Origin of the sequence: Streptomyces sp. STR69 (assembly GCF_024519455.1) — a bacterium.
Classification (GTDB): Bacteria; Actinomycetota; Actinomycetes; order Streptomycetales; family Streptomycetaceae; genus Streptomyces.
Genome location: NZ_JALJRY010000050.1, coordinates 1 through 17,309 on the forward strand (window position 1 = coordinate 1; position 17,309 = coordinate 17,309).

The following is a 17,309-nucleotide window of genomic DNA, read 5'->3' on the forward strand; positions in this document are numbered from 1 at the left end:
TCCCCGGCCGCTCGCTCGCTTCTCAAACGGGCTGGAGCGGACCGAGTCAAGGGTGGAGCGCAGCGGAATCGCCGCAGGCGACGCGACCGCAGGGAGCGCCCTTTACTCGGTCCGCGGAAGCCCGACACTGACAAAGAAGCGAGTGGCCCAACGTTCACATACGCCTAAGGAGCAACCCCAGCAGCCTCCTGCATCGCCTCCCGCTTCACCTTCCCCCGCCCCACCTGAGTCCGCACAGCCCCCATACTCGCCCCGATGACCAGCCCAATAGCCAAGGCTTCAGAGACAGACAGCGCCTGGTGAAGGATCAGGAAGCCCGCCGTCGCCGCGATGGCAGGTTCCAGGCTCATCAGGATGGCGAAGGTGGAAGCAGGCAGCCGTCGCAACGCCAGAAGTTCAAGCGTGTAGGGAAGAACGGACGAAAGAACCGCCACCGCCGACCCGAGCGCGATGGTCACAGGGTTCAGCAGCCTCGTACCGGACTCCGCGATACCGAGCGGCAGAAACACCACCGCCGCCACGACCATCGCCAGCGCCAGTCCATCGGCCTGCGGGAAGCGGCGCCCTGTACGGGCACTGAAAACTATGTACGTCGCCCACATAGCGCCCGCACCCAGCGCGAAGGCCACGCCTACAGGATCCAGGCTGCTGAAGCCTCCCCCACCGAGCAGGAACACTCCCGCCAGAGCGAGTCCCGCCCACACCGCGTTCAGCGCCCGCCTGGAAGTCAGCACAGACAGAGCGAGCGGGCCCAGTACCTCCAGGGTGACCGCCGGGCCCAGCGGGATGCGGGCCAGTGACTGGTAGAAGAGCCCGTTCATCGCGGCCATCGTGACACCGAAGACGACGACCGTCCCCCAGTCCGTACGCGAGTGACCACGCAGACTCGGGCGGCAGACCACGAGCAGAACCACCGCCGCCACCAGCAGGCGAAGCGTCACCACACCCAGCGACCCGGCCCGCGGAATCAGCGTCACCGCGAGCGCACCACCGAACTGCACCGAGATCCCCCCGGCCAGCACGAGGCCCACCGGACCGAACCGACGAGGGGCGGCAACGGGGGTCGTCGCCACGGGGGCGGTCGTCGACGTACTGGGGATGCTCACGGCGCTTCCAGGGGATCAGCTCGGGATTCGTCCATCACGATGCACTGCTCGGTCCATGGTAGTGGACTGAGACAGGTGTGAGAACCCTTTATGCAACTGTCCTGGAGCCGGCCCGCCGGATGATCAGTGACTCAGATGCCGCTCCAGGGAACCTCGTCACGGAACAGCGGCCGACCGTCGGGGAGGGTGGTGGGCATGGGACCGAAGAGCGGATCGGAGGCGTACTCGGCCTCGACGTACGCAGGTTGATACACCGGCTGCGACTGCTGCGCCTGCTGTGCCGGATACGTCTGGTACCCCTGCGGCTGTGGCGCCCAGCTCTCGACGAAGACCGGAGGCGCCGCGGCGTACTGGACTCCCGCCGCCACCCCTGCCATTGCCCCTGCCCCTGCCTCGGCGAACAGGGGCAACCGCAGCTCCCCGGTGTCCATCACCGCGTTGTTCTGCGAACGGTGCAGTCGCGAGTACGCCCCGCCCCGCGCCATCAACTCGTCGTGCCGCCCCGTCTCCACGATCCGTCCCCGGTCGACGACCAGGATCCGGTCGGCGTCGGGAGCGAGGTTGAGGTCATGGGTGATCATGATCGTCGTACGACCGGCCATCAGTCGTCGCAGTGGCTTCACGACCCGTCGGGCCGCCATCGAGTCCAGCCCGGTCGTCGGTTCGTCGAGGACGAGGACCGGAGCGTCGCGCAGAATCGCCCGTGCGATCGCCAGTCGTTGGAGCTGACCGCCGGACAGGCGGGCCGAGTTGGGGTCGACCCTCGTGTCGTAGCCGTCGGGCAGGCGGAGGATGAACTCGTGGGCGTCGGCCGCAATCGCCGCGTCCATGATCGCCTGCTCGCTCGCGCCGGGCCGGCCGCAGGCGATGTTCGCGCGGACGGTGTCGTGCAGGACGAGGGTCTCCTGCGGGAGCAGGGTGACGTACTCGCGCAGGCGGGCGAGAGGGAGGTCCCGCAGGGAGACGCCGTCGAGGAGGACTTCGCCGACTTCGGGGTCGTAGAAGCGGAGCAGCATTTTGGAGACCGTGGACTTGCCTGCGCCGCTGGGGCCGGTGACGATCACCAGCTCGCCGGGGTTGACGGTGAAGGAGAGGCCCTCCAGGGCCGTGCGGTCCGCGCCCGGGTAGCTGAAGGAGACGTCGCGGAGTTCGACCGTGCCGTCGGGGCGGCCGAACTCCGTGCCGTGGCTGGGGTCGGCGACCGACGGTCGTACGTCGAGGATCTCGATCAGGCGCTCGGCGCCCGCGGTGGCGGCGGTGATGGTGAGGCCGAGTTGGGCCAGGCCGCGGACGGGCGGGTAGAGGTAGCCCAAGAAGGCGGAGAAGGCGAGGAGTTGGCCGAGGGTCATGCGGCCGGTGGAGATCTCCCAGGCGCCGATGCCGATGACGGCGAGCACGCACACGGTCTCGATGACGCTGACGAGTTGCTCGTAGGCCTCGTTGAGGCGGGTCGAGCGGACGGAGGCGCGGAACCAGGCGCTCGCCTCCTCGTTCAGGCGTCGGCGTTCCGCGTCGCGGCGGCCGTAGGCCTGGGTGAGGACGATGTTGCCGAGGGACTCCTCGACGACGGAGGTGATCGCGCCGTCGGCGACGCGGCCCGCGCGCGAGACGTCCTTGATGGAGCCGGAGAAGCGGCGGGCGGCCAGCCAGAAGAGCGGGGCGAGGACGAAGGTGGCCGCGGCGAGGTCCCAGCGCAGCCAGAACGCGGCGGCTGCGTAGAAGAGGGCGGAGAAGATCGCGGAGGCGGTGCCCACGACGCCGGAGACGACGAGGGTTTCGATCGCTTCGACGTCACTGGTGAGGCGGGACAACAGGTCGCCCTGGCGGTGGCGTTGGAAGAAGTGCGGCGGCAACTGCTGTACGTGGTCGAAGACATGCTCGCGCAGTCTCATCACGAAGCGTTCGGTGGCCCAGGCGGCGAGGGAGTTGCCGGCGTAGGCGACGACCGCGCCGACGAGCGCGACGCCCAGCCATTTGACGGCCGGGCTCCAGAACGCGGCGAGTGATCCCTTCGCCAGGGCGCGGTCGGTGAGGTCGCTGAAGAGGAGGATCGACTCGGTCTCGGCGAGTGCGGCGATCACCGTACACACCCAGACGAGGATCAGCCAGCGTCTGAGACCCACGGTCAGCGGCCAGAAACGGCGGAAAGCCGTGCGGGCGGGAATGGTGGGAGTTTCGTCGTCCTCGTATTCGAGGTCTTCCTCTTCCATATCCATGTCCACAACGCCCTCCACTTTCCGTCATCAGAATTCTCTGGATTTTCGAATTCAGGAAAGAAAAGAGGGCCGACTGCGTGGGTCGGCCCTCCTCCTACTGCCGGATCAGCTGTCCTGGCCGGGCAGCGGCTTCGGCAGGGGCTTCGGCTCGTGCTTCTTGCGGGGCTTCGGGGGCGGCGGGGGCGGCAGCTGCTGCTTCTTGGGCTTGGGCAGCGGGGCGAGCTTGTTGAGGCCCATTCCGAACTCCTAGGTTGTGCAGAGGAATTTGTGCGTCAAAGTCGAGCGTTTTACCGCCCGGGGAATTCCCGACACCGAGAAACTTACACGCCACCGACGCCAAGAAGCAGCAAAGTCGGCAAGCGAACGGCAAGCACGTGCTGTGAATACCTATGTGAATCCTGAGCGACGTCCGCCAACCTGAGAGTTCTCTAATAAACCTGAGAGCAGCCTTAACGAACCTGTGGTTCCGCCCTCAGACAGGGTCCTCAGCGGCGCGCCATGTAGAGGTCCAGCGCCTTGTGCAGCAGCCGGTTGAGGGGGAAGTCCCACTCCCCCAGGTACTCGACGGCCTCCCCGCCGGCGCCGGCCTTGAAGCGCAGCAGCCCCAGCAGGTGGTTCGACTCCTCCAGGGTGTCGGTGATGCCCCTGAAGTCGTATACGGCGGCTCCGAGTTGGTGGGCGTCGGTCATCATGTGCCACTGCATGGCGTTGTTGGGCTGCACTTCGCGGCGGCGGCTGGTGGAGGCGCCGTAGGAGTACCAGACGTGCCGGCCTACGGTCAGCATCGTGGCCGCGGCGAGGATGTCGCCGTCGTGGTGGGCGAGGTAGAGGCGCATGCGGTCGGGGTGTTCGGTGGTGAGGGCGGTCCACATGCGCTGGAAGTAGGGCAGCGGGCGCGGGATGAAGCGGTCGCGTTCGGCGGTCTCGGCGTAGAGCTCGTAGAAGGCGGGGAGTTCGTCGTAGCCGCCCCGGACCACTTTCACCCCGGCCTTCTCGGCCTTCTTGATGTTGCGGCGCCACTGCTGGTTGAGACCGCGGTGGATGTCGTCCAACGACCGCCCGGCGAACGGCACTTGGAACACGTACCGCGGCTGCCCGGCCGCGAACCCGTCCTCTCCCCCGGGCTCCGTCTGCTGCCAGCCGGCGCGCCGCAGCCGGTCGGCGATCTCGTAGGCACGCGGTTCGTACGACGTCGGCTCCGCGTCCCGCAGCCGCCGCGCGTCCGGATCGGCGATCGCCGCCTTCACCGCGTCCGCGCTCCAGCGGCGAACGACGACGGGCGGCCCCATCTTCACCGTGAAAGCGCCCTGCGCCTTGAGATGCGCGAGCATCGGGTCGAGCCAGCGGTCGAGGTCGGCGGCGTGCCAGTCGATGACCGGCCCCTCGGGCAGATAGGCCAGGTACTTCTTCAACTTGGGCACGGGCCGGTACAGCACGAGCCCGACCCCGACCAACTCCCCGCTCCCCTCGAACCACCCGAGACTCTCCGCCCGCCAGTCGGGCTTCACCGCACCCCAGGACGGCACCTGCATATGGCTGGCGGAGGGGCGGGCGGCGACGAACGCGAGGTGTTCGGCGGAGGTGATGGGGCGGAGACGGAGGTCGGTCATACGCGGGGCTCCCTGGCTGCTCGGCACGGTGATCGAACGGCCAGCCTAGGCAGTCACCTCCGGCCGTCCCGCGGTCCGAACGTCTCCAGGGCCTCCGTGTCCGACGCCCGTGCGTCGAGGAAGTAGGCCGCCCAGTCGGCGATCTCCGGGTAGGCGGACTCCCGGACGAGGCGGGTGATCGCCGTCGGGATGTCGGAGAGGACCGCCACCCGGTCGAGTTCGTCCATCACTGTGCTTCTGCCTCCAGTGCCTCCGCCAGTACCTCCGCCAAGTGCCTGCCCCGAACCCCGGCCAACTGCTCCAGCTGCGTACGGCACGAGAAGCCGTCCGCCAGGACCACCGCGTCCTGCGGTGCCTGCCGTACGGAGGGGAGGAGTTGTTCCTCCGCGCAGGTCGCCGACACCTCGTAGTGGCCCTTCTCGAAGCCGAAGTTGCCCGCCAACCCGCAGCAGCCGCCGGACAGTTCGCCCGTGAGGCCGGCGGCGGCGCGCAGGCGGCGGTCGGCGGTGTCGCCGAGTACCGCGTGCTGGTGGCAGTGGGTCTGGCCGACCGTCGGGCGGTCGATGCGGGGCGGGGTCCAGTCGGGGGCGGCGTGGCGGTCCAGGGCCTCGGCGAAGGTGAGGACCCTGGCGGCCAGGCGGGCCGCCCTGGGGTCGTCGGGCAGCAGCTCGGGGAGGTCCGTGCGGAGGGTCGCCGCGCAGCTCGGCTCCAGGACGACGACGGGCGGAGCGCCCTCGCCCTCCACCAGCACGCCCATTCCGTCCAGGGTGGTGCGCATGACCTCGCGGGCGCGGTCCAGTTGGCCCGTCGACACATACGTCAGTCCGCAGCAGACGGGCTTCCCCGCCATCACCGGCAGGACGGGGAGCACGCCCAGCCCCGCCGCCTCCAGTACCCGCACGGCCGCGCGGCCGACGGACGGTGAGAGGTGCTCCGTGAAGGTGTCCGGCCACAGGTAGACATGGCCCCGGGAGGGCGTCTCCACGTACTCCACTCCGTCGTGCGTGTTCCGCCGTGACTCCGCCCTGACCTCCCGCCGCCACGCCCGCGTGAACGGCACTCCCGCCACCCGCGGGATCTTCCGCTCCTTCGCGATCCCGCCCAGCCGTTTCGCCAGAGCCGCCAACGGCCTTACCGAAGCAAGGGAGTTGACCAGCCACGCGGTCCGGGTGCGGGCCACCAGCCGCAGCCAGCGCGGCAGCCACCCCATCGTGTAGTGGGACGCGGGCCGGCGCCTCCCCTCGTAGTGGTGGTGCAGGAACTCCGCCTTGTACGTGGCCATGTCGACCCCGACCGGGCAGTCCGTGCGGCAGCCCTTGCAGGAGAGGCAGAGATCCAGTGCGTCCCGGACCTCGGTCGACTGCCAGCCGTCGGTGACCAGTTCGCCCGCGAGCATCTCGTGCAGCAGCCGGGCCCGCCCGCGCGTGGAGTGCGCCTCCTCCCCGGTGGCCCGGAACGACGGGCACATCACCGAGGACCCGGACACTTCTGTCGTACGGCACTTGGCCACCCCCACGCAGCGCCGTACCGCCGCCGTGAAGTCGCCGCCGTCGGACGGGTAGCCGAAGACGACGTCCACCGGTTCGCGGGGCAGGACGGAGAAGCGGAGGTTCGTGTCGAGGGGGGCGGGGCGGACGAGCATTCCGGGGTTGAGGAGGTCGTCCGGGTCCCAGACCGCCTTCGCGCGCTCGAAGAGGGTCACCATCTCGTCGCCGTACATCTTCGGCAACAACTCCGCGCGGGCCTGGCCGTCGCCGTGCTCGCCGGAGAGGGAGCCGCCGTGGGCCACCACCAGGTCGGCCAGGTCCTCGGAGAAGCTGCGGAAGCGGGCCACGCCCGGCACCGTCAGCAGGTCGAAGTCGATGCGGACGTGGATGCAGCCGTCCCCGAAGTGGCCGTAGGGCGTGCCCCGTAGGCCGTACACGCCCAACAGCGACCTGAAGTCCCGCAGATACGCGCCCAGTTGGGTCGGCGGTACCGCGCAGTCCTCCCAGCCCGGCCAGGCCTCCGAGCCGTCGGGCATCCTCGTCGCCGTGCCGCTCGCGTCCTCGCGGATGCGCCACAGCGCCCGTTGGCCCGCCGGGTCCGTGACCACCAGGGAGTCGACGACGTCGGCCGCGCGGACGATCGCCTCGGCACGCGCGCGTGCCTCCGCCGCCGTGTCGCCGCCGGTCTCCACGAACAGCCAGGCACCGCCCCGGGGGAGGTCCGCCGTGGAGCGGACCAGGTCGGCCGCCATCCCCTCGACCGTGAGTGGTGCGAGAGGCAGCAATCCGGCCGCCGCCTCCGCCGCCGCGCTCTCGTCCGTGTACGCCAGCACCGCGAGGGCACGCGCGGAGGGTGCCTCGACTAGTCGTACGACCGCTTCCGTGAGGATGCCCAGGGTGCCCTCGCTGCCGCAGAAGGAGCGGGCGACGTCGGCGCCGTTCTCGGGGAGGAGGGCGTCCAGGGCGTAGCCCGAGATACGGCGGGGGAGGGCGGGGAAGCCCGTGCGCAGGCGGGCCAACTCGCCCTCCACGAGGGGGCGCAGGCCCTCCGGGGCGCCTGCCCAGTCGCGGCCGAGGCGCAGGGAGTCACCGCGCGCGGTGAGTACCGACAGCTCGCTCACGTTGTCCGCCGTGGTGCCCCAGGCGACCGAGTGGGAGCCGCAGGAGTTGTTGCCGATCATGCCGCCGAGGGTGCAGCGGCTGTGGGTCGAGGGGTCGGGGCCGAAGCGCAACCCGTGTGGGGCGGCGGCCTGTTGGAGGCGGTCGAGGACCAGGCCGGGCTGGACGACGGCCGTGCGGGCGGCGGGGTCCAGGGACAGCAGGCCGTTCATGTGGCGGGTGAAGTCGAGGACCACGCCCGTGCCGGTCGCCTGGCCGGCGATCGAGGTGCCGCCGCCGCGTGCCACGACCGGGACTCCGTGGGCCCGGCAGGCGGCGAGGGTCGCCGCCACGTCGTCGGCGTCACGGGGTGCGACGACACCCAGGGGGACGCGTCGGTAGTTGGACGCGTCCATCGTCGTCAGCGCCCGGGACGTGACGTCGAAGCCGACCTCGCCCCGGACGGTCCTCGTCAGCTCCGACTGAAGATCCGGCATGCCCCCAGCATGAAGGGATTCTGTAAACGCATCCAGAACCTCCCCAGTTCGATCACTAACTCTCATATAGTGACCGACAGTTGAGCACCCGGTGTCGCTTCTCCCCCAGGAACCCGACGAGCACCCCCCGAGGGCACGACCGAGGACGACAGAGGACGACAGAGGACCCCGACCAAAGACGCCCGAGGACCGACCGAGGACCCCCTTCATGACCGCCCCCATGCTTCCCGGCGAACGACCCACCTTCCGCACCCTCGCCCCCGCCCCGCTGCTCACCGCCGTCCTGGCCGGACTCGCGGTCGTCGGCGCGGTCCGGGTGGCGCCCCACTCGCAGCGCCTCGCGGTCGCCTGCGCGGCCGGCGCCGGCGCGCTGCTGCTGTGCGCGGCCGTCGCGGCGGCGGCGCACGCCTACCAGACCGCTCGTGTCACCCGCCGCAGGCTGGAGGCCGTCACCCTGGACGCGGGCCGCCTGCTGCAGGAACGGGCCCGGCTGAGCACGGAGTTGGACCGCGAGCGCGTCCAGCTGACCGAGGAGCTGACCCACGAGCGGGCCCGGCTGACCGCGGAACTCACGCAGGAACGCGCCCGGTTGACCTCCGAGTTCTCCCAGGAGCGGATGCGGCTCACCACGTCCTTCGCGGAGGAGCGCAGCCGCATCACGGAGGAGAGCACCCTGGAGCGGGCCCGACTGACCGCCGAGAACAAGCAGTTGGCCGAGCGGGCCCGCCAGGACTCCCACGAGCGCGCCGCCGCGCTCTCCGCGACCGCCAACGCGGCGGGCCGTATGCAGGCGCTGGCCACCGGCATGCTCGCCGACCTGCGCGCGATGGAGGAGCGGCACTCCGACGAGGACGTCCTCGCCGATCTGCTGCACCTCGACCACCGCACCGCGCAGGCGGGCCGTCTCGCCGACTCCGTCGCCGTCCTCACGGGCGCCCGTTCCGGCCGTCGTTGGGCCCGCCCGATCGCCATGGAGTCGATCCTGCGCGGCGCGATGGGCCGGATCAGCGGCTACCAGCGGGTGCGGGTGCACTCCGCGAGCGATGCCGCCGTCGCCGGGCACGCGGCCGAGGGCGTGATGCACGCGCTCGCCGAACTCCTCGACAACGCCGCGAACTTCTCGCCGCCGACCGCCGAAGTGCATGTGTACGTCGAGGAGGTGCCGGCCGGTGTCATCGTGTCCGTCGAGGACAGCGGCCTGGTCATGGGCGACATCCAACTCCGGCGCGCCGAACGGGCCGTGGGCGGTGACTCCGCCGAGCTGGGCGGTCTCACCGGCACCCGGCTGGGCCTCGCGGTCGTCGGCCGGCTGGCCCGCAAGTACGGCCTGAAGGTGTCGTACCGGCCCTCCGCGCGTGGCGGCACGGGCGTCCTGATGCTCGTACCGCAGGACATCCTGGTGCCGCAGGACACCCCGGCGGCTCCGCAGGAGGTCCTCGCGCTCCCCGAGCCGTCGGCCGCCCTGCCGAAAACGAACACGAACCCGGAGCCGGAGCCGGAGGCCGCGTCGGAACCGGTCGTCATCGGACAGCTGCGGGTGTCGTACGCCTCCGCGCACGCCGTGTCCGACCTGGACCCGGATCCGGTCCCCACGCACGAGTCCCCGGACCGCGACGAGTTGTCCGACGCCTTGTCCGAGGTCCTGGCCGAGCAGCGGCCGGACGCCGCCCCGGGTGGTCTCCCGGAAGGCCTGCCCAAGCGGCGCCGGGGCCAGGCCCTGGCGGAGGCCGAGCGTTCACGCGCGCGTGCGGAGGCCGCGGCTCCCGTACTGCCGCGCCCCGCGCCCACGGCCGACGACACCCTGGCCCGGGCCGCCCGCTTCAACAGCTTCCGCCAGGCCGTACGCGGCGCGATGATCGAACAGCTGCCGCCGCCCGTACCGGAGTTCGGCGCGCCGATCGAACAGCCGGAGTCCGTAGCGGAGTTCGGCGCACCGGCCGAACAGCCCGTGCCCGCACCGGAGTCGGAGCCGGAGCGCTCCGAACCGGCCACGTCCCTCACCCGTCCGCACCCGGAAGGCAACCCCACCTCATGACCGGCACGACCACCGCCGACGAGAAGCTCACCTGGCTCATCGAGGGCCTCCTGGAGCGCACCCCGGGCGCGCGACACGCGCTGGTGCTGTCCCGGGACGGCCTGAAGCTGTGCCGGACGCCCGAACTCTCCGTCGACCAGGCCGACCAGCTCGCCGCGATCGCCGCCGGAATCCAGTCGCTGTCGCACGGCGCGTCGGTGGAGTTCGGGGACGGCAGCGGGGGTGTGCGCTCCGCGATGACGGAGTTCTACGGCGGGGTGCTGTTCATCGTCGAGGCGGGCGAGGGCGCGCATCTGGCCCTGGTCACCGCGGAGGACGCGGACGCGGGTCTGATCGGGCACAACATGAGCGAGCTGGTCGAGCAGCTCGGCGAGCACCTGCGCGCGGAACCCCGTTCGTGATGAGCCGCCCCGGCAGGGACGACTCACCCGACCGCCTCTACACGCTCACCGGAGGCCGCACCCGTTCCGCACCGGACAACCCGTTCGACCTGGTGACCCTCGTGGTCGCCGAGTGCGATCCGGTGACCGGTATGCAGTCGGAGCACGCGGCGATCCTGCGGCTCACCGAACACCCCACCGCGGTGGTGGAGTTGGCGGCCGAACTGAGGCTCCCGGTGAGCATCACCAAGATCCTCCTCTCCGACCTTCTCGCGGCCGGCCGGGTCAGTGCCCGGCATCCGCGCAAGGCCGTGTCCGATCCCGACGTCCTGGAACAGGTGCTCGTTGGACTCCGCAACCTCTGACGCGCGCACCCCCTTGGGTGCCTCCGCCGACAACGGCCTCAAGATCGTGGTCGTCGGCGGCTTCGGCGTCGGCAAGACCACACTGGTCCGTTCGGTCAGCGAGATACGTCCCCTCAACACCGAGGAGACGATGACGAAGGCCGGCGAGGCCGTCGACGACATCAGCGAGGTGCGCGGCAAGTCCGCGACGACCGTCGCCTTCGACTTCGGCCGCATCACGCTCGACGCCCGCAATGTGCTGTACCTGTTCGGCGCCCCCGGCCAGGAACGCTTCTGGTTCCTCTGGGACCGGCTGTTCTCCGGGACGCTCGGCGCGGTCGTCCTCGTCGACACCCGCCGCATCGGCGACTCCTGGTACGCCATCGACCGCCTCGAACACCACGGCACCCCCTTCATCGTGGCCTGCAACGACTTCGGCGGCCCCGCCTACGCCCCGCAGCAGATCCGCGAAGCCCTCGACCTCGACCCGCACGTCCCCCTCCTGGACTGCGACGCCCGCTCCCGCGCGTCCGCGAAGCGGGTCCTGATCACCCTGGTCGAGCACGTCAAGAGTTCCTACGGCACCCAGGGCCCCGCCCGCCCCCAAGTCCCCGTCCCCCACCAGGAGTTGGCCCTGTGACCGCGCCCGTACCGCTGAGTGGACCCAGGTTCCAGACCGAACCGGCGCGGCTGTACCGGGAGATGCGGCGCGAGCACGGCTCCGTGACACCCGTGGTGCTGGACGGCGACATCCCGGCCTGGCTGGTGCTCGGCTACCGCGAACTGCACCAAGTCACCGGCGATCCCGTCCTGTTCAGCCGTGACTCGGACCTGTGGAGCCAGTGGGACCACATCCCCGACGACTGGCCGCTGCTGCCGATGATCGGCCGCAAGCAGCCGTCGATCCTCTACACGGTCGGCGAACGGCACCGCGAGCGCGTCGGCATGATCAGCGACGCGCTGGAGGCCGTGGACCCGTCCGAACTGCGGTCGTACACCGAGAAGTTCGCGGACGAGCTGATCGACGGGATCTGCGCCAAGGGCGAGACGGACATCATCGGCGACTACGCGATGCTGCTGCCGGTGCGGGTCCTGGCCCGGCTCTACGGCTTCCGGGACGAGCAGGGCCCGGGTCTTGTCACCGCGCTCAACGACATGATCGACGGACGTGAGCGGGCCATCGCCGGGCAGACCCATCTGGCCACGTCCATGGGGCGGTTGCTGGCCGACCGGAAGGACGAGCCGGCCGACGACGTCGTGTCGCGCATGCTCACGCACGCCTCCGGCTTCGACGACGTCGAGATCGCCCAGGACCTGATGGTGATGATGGCTGCGGGCCACCAGCCGACCGCCGACTGGATCGGCAACTCGCTGCGCCTGATGCTGACCGACGACCGGTTCGCGGCCTCCCTCTTCGGTGGCCGCAACAGTGTCGCCGAGGCGATGAACGAGGTGCTGTGGGAGGACACCCCGACGCAGAACGTGGCCGGCCGCTGGGCCTCCCGCGACACCCAGCTCGGCGGCCGGCGCATCCGCACCGGTGACCTGCTGCTGCTCGGCCTCCAGGGCGCCAACTCCGACCCGCAGGTCCGCACCGACGGCTCCGCGCTCACCGGCGGCAACAACGCGCACTTCTCCTTCGGGCACGGGGAGCACCGGTGTCCGTTCCCCGCGCAGGAGGTCGCCGAGGTCATCGCACGGACGGGCATCGAGGTCGTACTGGACCGGCTGCCTGACATCGACCTGGCGGTCCCCGCCGAGTCCCTGACGCGCCGGCCCTCGCCGTGGCTGCGGGGACTGACCGCGCTGCCGGTGCGGTTCACGCCCGTACCCGCGCTCTGAGTTCCGAGTTCTGACTTCTGAGTTCTGAGTTCTGAGTTCCGACCTTTGAGCCCTTGAGCCCTTGAGCCTGTTCTGGAGGCACTCCCGCATGAGCACCGGTACTGAAGAGACCCGTATCGTTCTCGACCCCTTCGTCGGCGACCTGGACGGCGAGAGCGCCAGGCTTCGTGCGGCCGGTCCGCTGGCCGCCGTAGAACTGCCCGGTGGGGTGCCCGTGTGGGCGGTCACCCGTCACGCCGAGGCGAAACAGCTGCTCACGGATCCGCGGCTGGTGAAGGACATCAACGTGTGGGGGGCCTGGCAGCGCGGGGAGATACCCGCGGACTGGCCGCTGATCGGGCTGGCGAACCCGGGCCGTTCCATGCTGACCGTGGACGGCGCCGACCACCGCCGGATGCGGACGCTGGTCGCGCAGGCGCTCACCCCGCGCCGGGTGGAGCAGATGCGGGAGCGGATCGCGAAGCTGACGGAGGGCCTGCTCAACGGAGTTGAGGCGGCCGAGGGTGAAGTCGTGGACCTGAAGGCGGAGTTCGCGTACCCGCTGCCCATGTACGTCATCGCCGACCTCATGGGCATAGCGGAGTCCCAACTCCCGCGTCTGAAAGAGCTGTTCGAGAAGTTCTTCTCGACGCAGACCCCGCCGGCCGAGGTGATCGCGACACTGACGGAGCTCGCGGGCATCATGGCGCAGACGGTCGCGGCGAAGCGCGCGGAGCCGGGCGACGACCTGACGTCGGCCCTGATCGCGGCCTCCGAGGACGGTGACCACCTCACCGACGAGGAGATCGTCTCCACGCTGCAGCTGATGGTCGCGGCGGGCCACGAGACGACGATCTCGCTGATCGTCAACGCGGTCGTCAACCTGTCGACGCACCCCGTCCAGCGCGCCCTGGTCCTGGCCGGCGAGGCCGACTGGTCCTCGGTGGTCGAGGAGACCCTGCGCCACTCCACACCCACCTCGCACGTCCTGATCCGCTTCGCCACGGAGGACGTCCAGGTCGGCGACAAGGTCCTCCCGGCCGGGGACGCGCTGATCGTGTCGTACGCCGCGATCGGCCGCGACGAGGAGGCCCACGGCCCGACGGCCGGCGAGTTCGACATCACCCGCACCAGCGAGAACCGGCACATCTCCTTCGGCCACGGGCCGCATGTCTGCCCCGGCGCGGCCCTCTCCCGGCTGGAGGCGGACGTGGCCCTGCCGGCCCTCTACGAGCGCTTCCCGCACCTGGACCTGGCGGTCCCGGCGAGCGAGCTCCGCAACAAGCCGGTGGTGACGCAGAACGACATCTTCGAGCTGCCGGTACGGCTGACGCCGTAGATCACCGTCAGTCCACGGGCCGGAGAGGTCTCCTCCCTGGCCGTCTCATCGAACGGACGCGTTTCCGTCCGGTTTCACCGAGGGGATACGCTCCGGCTCGTGGCTGATATCGAGATTCCCGCTGACATCAAGCCCGCCGACGGACGGTTCGGCGCTGGCCCCTCCAAGGTGCGGACGGAGGCGCTGGACGCGCTGGCCGCCACCGGTACGTCTCTGCTGGGCACCTCCCACCGCCAGGCCCCGGTGAAGAACCTGGTCGGCAAGGTGCGCGAGGGCGTCTCCGCGCTGTTCTCCCTCCCCGAGGGCTACGAGGTGATCCTCGGCAACGGCGGCTCGACGGCCTTCTGGGACGTCGCGACCCACGGCCTCATCGAGAACAAGTCGCAGCACCTGACCTTCGGCGAGTTCAGCTCCAAGTTCGCCAAGGCGGCCAAGCTGGCCCCGTGGCTGGCCGAGCCGACCGTCATCACGTCCGACCCCGGCACGCACCCGGACCCGGCCGCCGAGGCGGGCGTCGACGTGTACGCGTTCACGCACAACGAGACGTCGACGGGTGTGGCCGCGCCCGTCAAGCGCGTCGCGGGCGCCGACGAAGGCGCACTGGTCCTGGTCGACGCCACCTCGGGCGCGGGCGGCCTCCCGGTCGACATCGCCGAGACGGACGTCTACTACTTCGCCCCGCAGAAGTCCTTCGCCTCCGACGGCGGCCTGTGGATCGGCGTGTTCTCCCCCGCCGCGATCGAGCGCGCGGAGCGTATCCACGCGTCCGGCCGCCACGTCCCGGAGTTCTTCTCGCTCCCCACCGCGATCGACAACTCCCGCAAGAACCAGACGTACAACACCCCGGCCCTGTCCACCCTGTTCCTCCTCAACGAGCAGCTGGAGTGGATCAACGGCCAGGGCGGACTGGCCTGGTCGACGGCCCGCACGAAGGACTCGTCGACGCGTCTGTACACGTGGGCGGAGGACAGCAAGTACGCGACCCCGTTCGTTGCGGACGCCACCAAGCGCTCGCAGGTCATCGGCACCATCGACTTCGCCGACGAGATCGACGCGGCGGCCGTCGCCAAGGTCCTGCGCGCGAACGGCATCGTCGACACCGAGCCCTACCGCAAGCTCGGCCGCAACCAGCTCCGCGTGGCGATGTTCCCGGCGATCGACCCGGCGGACGTCGAGGCGCTGACGAAGTGCATCGACTATGTGATCGAGAAGCTCTGACTTTTCGGATCCGACTTTTCGGATCCGACTTTTCGGCTACGACTTTTCGGCTACGACGTGAAGGGCGCCCCGCGGAGCTGGTTGCGGGGCGCCCTTCACGTCGCAGAAGGGCATAAAGGACGGCGGGCGGCCTCCGGCCGACATCGAGGTGAACCCGGAACCGGGGCAAACCGACCCCCCGCCACAGCCACGTAACAGCGACAGCACAGGGAACAACTCCCGCCCCGCTCCACCGGTCGAACCTGCAGCGTCGCACCTCCGCGGCGCAACTCCTGCACTCCCGACCGAAGTTGGAGTTGCCCCATGACCAGGAAGTCCCTGCCGACGCGGCTCGCCGCCACCGCCGCGCTACTGCTCACCGCCGGTGCCCTGTCCGCACCCGCCGCCTCCGCGACGCCCTCGGACGCCTCCCCCGGCGACGCCTACGTACTGAAGGTGACCACCAGCCCGGCCGCCACCGGCTACGACAACCGTCACGTCGACGTCACCGGCACGGTCACCAAGGCCGACGGCACGCCCGCGCCGAACATCCCCGTCACCGTCCAGGAAGTCGTCAAGTTCACCACCTGGAACCCGTGGGGCGACCCGATCGACCCCACCTACTACGAGCCGCGCGACCTGGGCACGCCGGTCACCGACGCGAACGGGAAGTTCACCATCCCCGGTGTCGCCATCGACCACACGACCGGCAGCAGCCTGCTCAACGTCCAGCAGGGGGTGGACATCACCGCCCTGTACGACGTGGACGGCAACCTCAACACCCCGCAGGACGGCTACTACGCGGACACCACGGTGAACGCCAACGCCCTTGCCAGCTCGGTCAGTTACCGGGTCAGCAAGAAGAAGGTGAAGTCCGGCGACATCCTCACTGTCACGGGCAGGGTCACCCTCCCCAAGGGGGTCCAGCCCGCGGGCACCGAGGTCTTCCTGCAGACCTACTGGGAGCAGGAGTACGACGTGAAGACGATCGCCACGTACGGCGGCTCCTTCGTCCTGTCGGTCCGCGTCACGGGCTACGACGACACGTTCACGCTGCGCACGGCGCCGAGGGACATGTACGTGGCGGGGGCGCAGGAGGCCCTGCCGATCACCAACACGTCGTTGCCTCGGGGGTAGTTCAGAGGTACTGGACGAAGCTGCGCCAGGCTTCCCGGGAGACGGTGAGGAGGGGGGTGCCGTCTTCCGGGCGCTTGCTGTCGCGGATGGCGCGTCCGTGGTCGGTTGTGTGGGCAACCTCTACACAGTCACCTTCCTGTGCGGAGTACGACGACTTTCGAAAGGTGCCCACGACCTCGGTCACGATCATTCTTCCTTCATGCTCCGCAGTACGTCTCGGATGAGTCGCGCACTCGCCTCCGGTGCCAGTGCCGCCGATCGCAGTAGGTCGAACGCATTGCCGTAAGCCGCGAGATCATCCGGCGCTTCGAGTACCGACGTACCTCGCAGGTTCTCCATGGCCACAGCCTCGACGGTGGGCTCGGAGTCGAAGCTGAATGACGAGAACGCGGGGATCGAGCCCACCAGCACGCCCGCACTGAGCGGCAGCACCTGCACTGTGACGTTCTGCCGCTTCATGGCGTCAAGGATCGCGGACAGTTGCTGCCGGTGAGTGTCGACGCTCACCAACGGGTGCGCGACAGCCACTTCCCAGAAGATGGCGGTGTACGAGGTCCCGCCCTCCCCGATCTTCGCCTGGCGCCCTTGCTTGACCTTCACCAATTGCTCAAGCCTCTCCGGAGCGATGTAGCCAGGACCCGCCTCGATGATCGCCTCCGCGTAGGCCGGGGTCTGCAACAGTCCAGGAACCAGCACCGGTTGCCACTGTCGGATGTAAGTCGCGTCATCCTCCAACGCGATGTGGTCCAAGTAGTCCGGCCGCAAGTGTTCCGCGTGCTCCAGCCACCACCCCCGGTTCTTGGAGTGCTTGGCCAAGCCCTCCAGCTTGGCGCGCTCTTCGACATCAGTGACGCGACTCGACCCCGGATGAAGAGGGCGGCCGGGGACTCGCACTGGTCGCGGCACTGGCACACCGCTGAGGCGTTGACCCGCCTGCTCATGCCCCGCGCACCTCTGAGCGGCACCGACCTCACGCAAGAGGTCCGGGTACCCGACCCATACGTATGGCGGCTCCCGCTCCTCTACGACGCCCGCCGGCAGC

The 17,309-nt window shown here is 69.9% G+C and carries 16 protein-coding genes; 8 read left to right on the forward strand and 8 right to left on the reverse strand.

The window, feature by feature from the left end; genetic code table 11:
- Positions 1 to 164 precede the first annotated feature (164 nt).
- From OC490_RS47270 to OC490_RS47295, 6 genes are all read right to left on the reverse strand, one after another.
- Positions 165 to 1,100: an EamA family transporter gene (locus tag OC490_RS47270; protein ID WP_410099271.1), complete on the reverse strand. Its 936-nt coding sequence runs from the start codon at positions 1,098 to 1,100 to the stop codon at positions 165 to 167.
- Between the two features lie 137 nt (positions 1,101 to 1,237).
- Positions 1,238 to 3,322, reverse strand: a complete 2,085-nt coding sequence (locus OC490_RS47275) for an ABC transporter ATP-binding protein (RefSeq protein ID WP_410099270.1) — start codon at positions 3,320 to 3,322, stop codon at positions 1,238 to 1,240.
- Between the two features lie 105 nt (positions 3,323 to 3,427).
- Positions 3,428 to 3,559, reverse strand: coding sequence for a hypothetical protein (locus tag OC490_RS47280; protein ID WP_019072556.1), 132 nt, complete (start codon positions 3,557 to 3,559; stop codon positions 3,428 to 3,430).
- A 248-nt stretch (positions 3,560 to 3,807) separates the two neighbouring features.
- Positions 3,808 to 4,932 carry a lipid II:glycine glycyltransferase FemX gene (locus tag OC490_RS47285; RefSeq protein WP_262064246.1) on the reverse strand — a complete coding sequence of 375 codons (1,125 nt, stop codon included), beginning with the start codon at positions 4,930 to 4,932 and terminating at the stop codon, positions 3,808 to 3,810.
- Between the two features lie 53 nt (positions 4,933 to 4,985).
- Positions 4,986 to 5,159, reverse strand: a complete 174-nt coding sequence (locus OC490_RS47290) for a hypothetical protein (RefSeq protein WP_262064247.1) — start codon at positions 5,157 to 5,159, stop codon at positions 4,986 to 4,988.
- Entirely contained in the window at positions 5,159 to 8,014 is a 2,856-nt protein-coding gene (locus tag OC490_RS47295; RefSeq protein WP_262064248.1) for an FAD-binding and (Fe-S)-binding domain-containing protein, read from the reverse strand. Before OC490_RS47295 ends, OC490_RS47290 begins: the two co-directional genes overlap by 1 nt.
- Before the next feature lie 208 nt (positions 8,015 to 8,222).
- Between OC490_RS47295 and OC490_RS47300 the strand changes: the two genes are divergently transcribed.
- From OC490_RS47300 to OC490_RS47335, 8 genes are all read left to right on the forward strand, one after another.
- The gene (locus tag OC490_RS47300) at positions 8,223 to 10,049 is read left to right on the forward strand and encodes a sensor histidine kinase (protein ID WP_262064249.1); all 1,827 of its coding nucleotides are present in this window, start codon (positions 8,223 to 8,225) and stop codon (positions 10,047 to 10,049) included.
- Positions 10,046 to 10,450, forward strand: coding sequence for a roadblock/LC7 domain-containing protein (locus OC490_RS47305; RefSeq protein ID WP_019057294.1), 405 nt, complete (start codon positions 10,046 to 10,048; stop codon positions 10,448 to 10,450). The genes OC490_RS47300 and OC490_RS47305 overlap by 4 nt, the downstream gene beginning before the upstream one ends.
- Positions 10,450 to 10,794: a DUF742 domain-containing protein gene (locus OC490_RS47310; RefSeq protein WP_262064250.1), complete on the forward strand. Its 345-nt coding sequence runs from the start codon at positions 10,450 to 10,452 to the stop codon at positions 10,792 to 10,794. Before OC490_RS47305 ends, OC490_RS47310 begins: the two co-directional genes overlap by 1 nt.
- Positions 10,775 to 11,413 carry a GTP-binding protein gene (locus OC490_RS47315; protein ID WP_262064251.1) on the forward strand — a complete coding sequence of 213 codons (639 nt, stop codon included), beginning with the start codon at positions 10,775 to 10,777 and terminating at the stop codon, positions 11,411 to 11,413. Before OC490_RS47310 ends, OC490_RS47315 begins: the two co-directional genes overlap by 20 nt.
- On the forward strand, positions 11,410 to 12,615 hold the full coding sequence (locus OC490_RS47320; protein WP_262064252.1) for a cytochrome P450: 1,206 nt from the start codon (positions 11,410 to 11,412) through the stop codon (positions 12,613 to 12,615). The genes OC490_RS47315 and OC490_RS47320 overlap by 4 nt, the downstream gene beginning before the upstream one ends.
- 88 nt (positions 12,616 to 12,703) lie before the next feature.
- On the forward strand, positions 12,704 to 13,933 hold the full coding sequence (locus OC490_RS47325; protein ID WP_262064253.1) for a cytochrome P450 family protein: 1,230 nt from the start codon (positions 12,704 to 12,706) through the stop codon (positions 13,931 to 13,933).
- Positions 13,934 to 14,032: 99 nt separating this feature from the next.
- On the forward strand, positions 14,033 to 15,151 hold the full coding sequence (gene serC, locus OC490_RS47330; RefSeq protein ID WP_262064254.1) for a phosphoserine transaminase: 1,119 nt from the start codon (positions 14,033 to 14,035) through the stop codon (positions 15,149 to 15,151).
- Positions 15,152 to 15,454: 303 nt separating this feature from the next.
- On the forward strand, positions 15,455 to 16,267 hold the full coding sequence (locus tag OC490_RS47335; RefSeq protein ID WP_262064255.1) for an acyl carrier protein: 813 nt from the start codon (positions 15,455 to 15,457) through the stop codon (positions 16,265 to 16,267).
- Position 16,268: 1 nt separating this feature from the next.
- On the opposite strand, the gene OC490_RS47340 is transcribed toward OC490_RS47335, so the two are convergent.
- Both OC490_RS47340 and OC490_RS47345 read right to left on the reverse strand, forming a co-directional pair.
- Positions 16,269 to 16,451 (reverse strand): DUF397 domain-containing protein, encoded by a 183-nt coding sequence (locus OC490_RS47340; protein WP_262064256.1) that lies wholly within the window; start codon positions 16,449 to 16,451, stop codon positions 16,269 to 16,271.
- 2 nt (positions 16,452 to 16,453) lie between these two features.
- The gene (locus OC490_RS47345) at positions 16,454 to 17,083 is read right to left on the reverse strand and encodes a DUF5753 domain-containing protein (RefSeq protein ID WP_315986737.1); all 630 of its coding nucleotides are present in this window, start codon (positions 17,081 to 17,083) and stop codon (positions 16,454 to 16,456) included.
- Between the last annotated feature and the right edge of the window lie 226 nt (positions 17,084 to 17,309).

Bases quoted from the DNA above. Each gene is read 5' to 3' on its own strand.
- OC490_RS47275 (WP_410099270.1), bottom strand. From the start codon at position 3,322: ATGGATATGGAAGAGGAAGACCTCGAATACGAGGACGACGAAACTCCC.
- OC490_RS47280 (WP_019072556.1), bottom strand. From the start codon at position 3,559: ATGGGCCTCAACAAGCTCGCCCCGCTGCCCAAGCCCAAGAAGCAGCAG.
- OC490_RS47285 (WP_262064246.1), bottom strand. From the start codon at position 4,932: ATGACCGACCTCCGTCTCCGCCCCATCACCTCCGCCGAACACCTCGCG.
- OC490_RS47290 (WP_262064247.1), bottom strand. From the start codon at position 5,159: ATGGACGAACTCGACCGGGTGGCGGTCCTCTCCGACATCCCGACGGCG.
- OC490_RS47295 (WP_262064248.1), bottom strand. From the start codon at position 8,014: ATGCCGGATCTTCAGTCGGAGCTGACGAGGACCGTCCGGGGCGAGGTC.
- OC490_RS47300 (WP_262064249.1), top strand. From the start codon at position 8,223: ATGACCGCCCCCATGCTTCCCGGCGAACGACCCACCTTCCGCACCCTC.
- OC490_RS47305 (WP_019057294.1), top strand. From the start codon at position 10,046: ATGACCGGCACGACCACCGCCGACGAGAAGCTCACCTGGCTCATCGAG.
- OC490_RS47310 (WP_262064250.1), top strand. From the start codon at position 10,450: ATGAGCCGCCCCGGCAGGGACGACTCACCCGACCGCCTCTACACGCTC.
- OC490_RS47325 (WP_262064253.1), top strand. From the start codon at position 12,704: ATGAGCACCGGTACTGAAGAGACCCGTATCGTTCTCGACCCCTTCGTC.
- OC490_RS47335 (WP_262064255.1), top strand. From the start codon at position 15,455: ATGACCAGGAAGTCCCTGCCGACGCGGCTCGCCGCCACCGCCGCGCTA.